General features: G+C 71.4%; 4 protein-coding genes. 3 read left to right on the top strand and 1 reads right to left on the bottom strand.

Annotated elements, in window-relative coordinates; translation table 11 throughout:
* Nucleotides 1–92: 92 nt before the first annotated feature.
* From AC08ON_RS13755 to purH, 3 genes are all read left to right on the top strand, one after another.
* The gene (locus AC08ON_RS13755) at nucleotides 93–638 is read left to right on the top strand and encodes a helix-turn-helix domain-containing protein (protein ID WP_476608100.1); all 546 of its coding nucleotides are present in this window, start codon (nucleotides 93–95) and stop codon (nucleotides 636–638) included.
* Nucleotides 639–834: 196 nt separating this feature from the next.
* Nucleotides 835–1,485, top strand: coding sequence for a phosphoribosylglycinamide formyltransferase (gene purN / locus AC08ON_RS13760; protein WP_476608101.1), 651 nt, complete (start codon nucleotides 835–837; stop codon nucleotides 1,483–1,485).
* On the top strand, nucleotides 1,482–3,128 hold the full coding sequence (gene purH, locus AC08ON_RS13765; protein WP_476608102.1) for a bifunctional phosphoribosylaminoimidazolecarboxamide formyltransferase/IMP cyclohydrolase: 1,647 nt from the start codon (nucleotides 1,482–1,484) through the stop codon (nucleotides 3,126–3,128). Before purN ends, purH begins: the two co-directional genes overlap by 4 nt.
* A 590-nt stretch (nucleotides 3,129–3,718) precedes the next feature.
* Here purH and AC08ON_RS13770 read toward each other — a convergent pair.
* On the bottom strand, nucleotides 3,719–4,042 hold the full coding sequence (locus AC08ON_RS13770) for a hypothetical protein (RefSeq protein ID WP_476608103.1): 324 nt from the start codon (nucleotides 4,040–4,042) through the stop codon (nucleotides 3,719–3,721).
* Between the last annotated feature and the right edge of the window lie 1,011 nt (nucleotides 4,043–5,053).

A 5,053-nucleotide genomic window follows, 5' to 3' on the forward strand; every position in this document is an offset into this window, starting at 1 on the left:
CTCCCCGCCCGCCCGGCACCCCGTCGGCATCCGAAAACTGTCCGCGCAGCCGGTTACCGTGACCGCACTGGATCATCTTCACGGAGGTCGTCGTGGCGGTCACGGTCGCCCGTATCCGGGCTGAAGCACTCCGCCTGCGGGAGCTGGGCTGGTCCTATCGTCGCATCGCCCGAAGACTGCAGGCCCGCCATCACCTGAGCGCGCTCGTCGCGTTCCGCCTCGCGCACGGCTGGACGCAGGAGGAGGCCGCACGCCGCTGGAACGAGCGGTGGCCCGGTTCTGGGCTGGCCAAGACCGGTAAGACTTTCTCGTACTGGGAGAGCTGGCCGGCCAAGGGCGGCCGGGCGCCTTCCACGCAGGTCCTGTCACGGCTGGCTGAGCTCTACCTGTGCCGGCCGGGTGATCTGCTGGACGGGCGGGACTACGGCGAACCCGACGAGGGCTTCGAGGGAGGGGCGGGCCCCGCAGCCTCCGTCGGGTGCACCTGCGCAGCAGGCGGCACGGAGGAGGACGGGTGTGCGGGGCTGTGCTCGTTGGCTGACAGGCTGTCGTCTCCGGCGGCCTGCGAGGTCCCGTCCGCCCAGGCCCTCGACGCGTGGCTGGCAAATCTCCTCGCCGGATGGGTCCCGGCGGCATGATCGGCAGTCCCGGGCTCGGGTGGCCGCCTGGCGGGCCGCGCCCGGCGGGCGCCGGTGCGCGCGTTTCCGGTGGGGAGCGGCGGAGCTGGTCGAGTCAGTACAGTCGGACCGGCCATTGTTCCGCCGTCGTCCGCAGGTGGCGGTTGCGCAGCGGGCGGCTCGTCGCGTCGCCTGATCCTGCTTACGGAGTGTGTCTGTGTCTGCTCGTCTCGTCGTACTCGCCTCGGGAGCGGGAACCACCCTGCAGGTGATCCTCGACGCAACCGCGGACCCCGGGTTCGGCGCGGCGGTCGTGGCGGTCGGCACCGACCGCTACGGCACCGGAGCGGAACGGCGGGCCCGGGCGTCGGGGGTCCCGGTGTTCACCGTTCGTCTCGAGGACCACCCGGACCGGGATGCCTTCAACGCCGCGACGGCCGGGCGGATCGCCGAATTCGCGCCCGATCTGTTGGTCCTGGCGGGTTACATGAAGATTCTCAGTGCCCGGGTGATCGGCCGGTTCCGGGCGATCAACACCCACCCGTCGCTGCTGCCTGCCTTCCCGGGAGCCACCGCGGTGCGTGACGCGTTGGCCGCCGGGGTGAAGGTCAGCGGGGTGACGGTGCACTGGGTCGACGAAGGCGTCGACACCGGTCCGATCATCGCTCAGCGGGCGGTGCCGGTTGAGCCAGGCGATACCGAGCAGACACTTCATGCACGGATCCAGAGCGTCGAGCGAGGACTGTTCGTCGCGACGATCGGCGGGATCGTGCGGGCCGGGAGCGGCGACTCGACCCCGGCCGGACATCGACGGGGCGAGCACGGGTCTCCCGCATCGGCAGAAGTTTGGGTACAGGAGGAATCATGACGTCATCGGGCGAAGGTGTGGCCGGCGAGGGCGGGGCTGTCCGCGGATCCGAACCCGGCGAAGTGGTCCCCACCGGGCGGCGGCCGCTGCGACGGGCGCTTGTCAGCGTCTACGACAAGAGCGGGCTCGACATCCTCGCGGAGGCGTTCCTTGCAGCCGACGTCGAGGTGGTCTCGACCGGTTCAACCGCCGACGTCCTGGCCCGTCACGGGCTGGCGGTCACACCGGTGAGCACCGTGACCGGGTTTCCGGAGGTGCTGGGCGGTCGCGTCAAGACGCTGCACCCCCACGTGCACGCCGGTCTGTTGGCCGATCTGCGTAACGCCGAGCACGCCGCGGTGTTGGCCGAACTCGACATCGCTCCGTTCGACCTGGTCGTCGTCAATCTGTACCCGTTCGCCGCGACAGTCGCCGCCGGTGCGAGCGAGGACGAGGCGATCGAGCAGATCGACATCGGCGGTCCGGCCATGATCCGCGCGGCGGCGAAGAACCATGCGTCGGTCGCCGTTGTCGTCGCACCCGGCGACTACGCCGAGCTGGCCGCCGCAGTCAGCGGATCCGGATATGATCTTCCCGCTCGCCGCCGGCTCGCCGCGAAGGCGTTCGCCCACACCGCGGCGTACGACATCGCCGTGTCCTCGTGGTTCGCCGGCGTCGTCGCGCCGGACGAGGTGGCGCGGGAGAGCGGATGGCCCGACGTGCTGTCCGCGCAGTGGCACCGTACGGAGGTCCTGCGTTACGGCGAGAACCCCCATCAGCGCGCCGCGCTCTACGTGGAGAGCGACGCCGGGGGTCGGCCCGGCCTCGCCTCGGCCCGTCAGCTGCACGGCAAGCAGATGTCCTACAACAACTACACCGACACCGACGCCGCCCGCCGAGCGGTGTTCGACTTCACCGAGCCCGCCGTGGCCGTGATCAAGCACGCCAACCCCTGCGGCATCGCGATCGGCGCCACCATCGCCGAGGCCTACCGCAAGGCGCATGCCTGCGACCCGGTCTCCGCCTTCGGCGGGGTGATCGCGACCAACCGTCCGGTCTCGGGCGAGCTCGCCGAACAGATCGCGGAGATCTTCACCGAGGTCGTCGTCGCACCGGCCTACGAACCCGCCGCGGTGGAGATCCTCTCTCGTAAGCCGTCGATCCGGCTGCTGGAGTGCCCGCCGCCGCCGCACCAGCGCGGGATCGAACTGCGCCAGATCAGCGGAGGCCTGCTCCTGCAGTCGCGGGACGCCGTCGATGCGCCGGGCGACGAGCCGTCCGGATGGACGCTGGAGGCGGGATCACCTGCGGACGGGGCCCTGCTGGCCGAGTTGCGGTTCGCCTGGCGGGCGGTGCGCTCCGTGAAGTCGAACGCCATCCTCCTCGCGTCCGGCGGTGCCACCGTCGGAGTCGGGATGGGCCAGGTGAACCGGGTGGACGCTGCCCGGCTCGCGGTGACCCGGGCAGGGGACCGGGCGAAGGGGGCTGTCGCCGCGAGCGACGCCTATTTCCCGTTCCCCGACGGTTTCGAGGTGCTCGCCGAGGCAGGGGTGCGGGCCGTGGTCGAACCGGGCGGGTCGGTGCGCGACGAGCTCGTCATCACGGCTGCCCGGGAGGCTGGCGTCACGCTCTACTTCAGCGGTGTCCGCCACTTCGCGCACTGACAACGGGCCACCCAGGCCGGTGGCACCGGCGTGTGTTCCGCCAGCCATCGGCCGAAGCCTTTGTCGAGGAGGTCGTCGGCGGCCCCGGCACGCATGTCTTCACCGGCGCATGTCTTCACCGGAATCGGCGGCCCCATCGCAGATGCCCGTCCGTACGCCGATACTCCAGTTCGATCGAAGGAGCCGGCTCCACGGTGTCGCCGATGATCCCGGTCCCGGTCCCGGTGCTCGCCACGGCGCCGGGTGCCCCCGGCCCGTCGGCGCGCGTGTCCGGTCGGGCACTGGGCAGGCGTCCGGGATGCCGGTCGACCTCCGGTAGATGATCGCTGTCAGATCGATGATCGGCTTGGGACAGCGATAATCTGGCCGCGCCGGGCCGGCCTCCCGTCCGCTCCGGATGGCCATGGCGGATCGGATGGCCATGGCGGATCGGACGACTGCTGATCGGTGCCCGGTCGTCTGCCCCCGGACGTTCTGTCCCGACCCGCCGGCAGGCTGGCCTCGGTCGATGTTCCGACCGGCTCTGGTGGCTCTGGTGGTTCGTCCGTGGTGCCGCCCAACGGCGCCGTGCGCCGTTCGGTGCCCTCACTTCACGAGGCGGCGTTCGCCTCCGCGGCCGCCGAGCCCCGGCGCCCGCTGGCGCTACCGTTGGACGTCGTTGCCGTTGGGCTGGCCGCCGCCGCGAGCGCACCGCCGGGCTGGTCGCCGTTCGGCACATAGCGCTGGGCTACCCAGTCCAGGGCGTCGCGCCAGCTCGCGCCGTAGAGCACCGAGATCCGATCCGCCGTCTGCCTCGCCAGCGCCTGGACGAACACCCGGTCGTCGCTGTCCAGGTGTCGGGCGTCCCCGAAGGTCTCCCAGGCCCGGAACATCAGTTCCTGCAGCTTCTTGCTGTGTGGTGATTCGTCTGTCACGTCACGCTCCATCCCACTTGGGCACTGCGGCCGGAAGTCTGCCCTAAGCCTGCATGATGCCTATAGGTGGGGGTGCTGCATATTGTGCGCGTGATGTGTTCGGATGGGGTAATCGTATCCTTGGTTGCTGGCATGTGATATAGGGAGGTCATCCCCGCTTCAGCAGGTCGTGGCATCGAGCAGATCACCGTCGTGGAGGATCCGCCGCCCGACGGGCCGGCCGTTCACCCGGGCCACCCGTGCGCCGCCCCGGCGTGGCCCCGGCGTGCGCCCGTGCGCCGGTGGGCGCCGATGCTGCAGGCGGCCTACCGTATGTCCGTAAGGACCGATGCCCTGGTTGGATTGGTGTTCGATGCATCCTGCACCCGGGTGGAAGTCGTCGCCGATGGCGGCGGGGACGCCACCATGTCCCGTACGGGACCATTGTCCAGCAGGAGATCTCGACCGCTGCCGGAGGCGAGGGTGACCGACGCGGTGCGCCGCTCTGGCCCGGCTCGACCCGGGGATGATCCAGGCCGCCCCGGGCCGGGGGGGCGGCACCGATCCGGCGGATATTCCGGCGGATATGAGGCGCCCGATCCCCGGGCGGAGCGGGCAGAGCTGCCGCCGCGCCGCGCTGGGGCGGAAGCGGACCGGCGGCGTCCGTCGTGGCCGGGCACCGCCCGCGTTGACGTCTTCCGTCCGAGCGAGGATCGTGACGAGCGCCTTCCTGCCGAGTATCGCGGGTTGCGCCGGTTCGACCGTCCCGTTCCGCCGACACCGGCCCCGCCGGCCGCCCCGGGTCAGCCCGGATCGTCCCCACCGGAGCGGGTCGCGGGCGACGGCATCCCATCGCACGACCCGTGGCGTTCGGTGTCCTCCCCGCTGGTCGGCCTCGGGGAGCACCGGAAGCCGGCGGTCGGTGCGGAGCCTGGGCCACCCGTGGCAGGGACCATCTCCGGATCCCGGAGAACACCGGTCCCAGCTGCCTCCCCGCCGCCACCCGTCACGCCCGGCGCATCCGCCGGGCCC

It is taken from the genome of Frankia sp. CoWAU3, assembly GCF_977971855.1.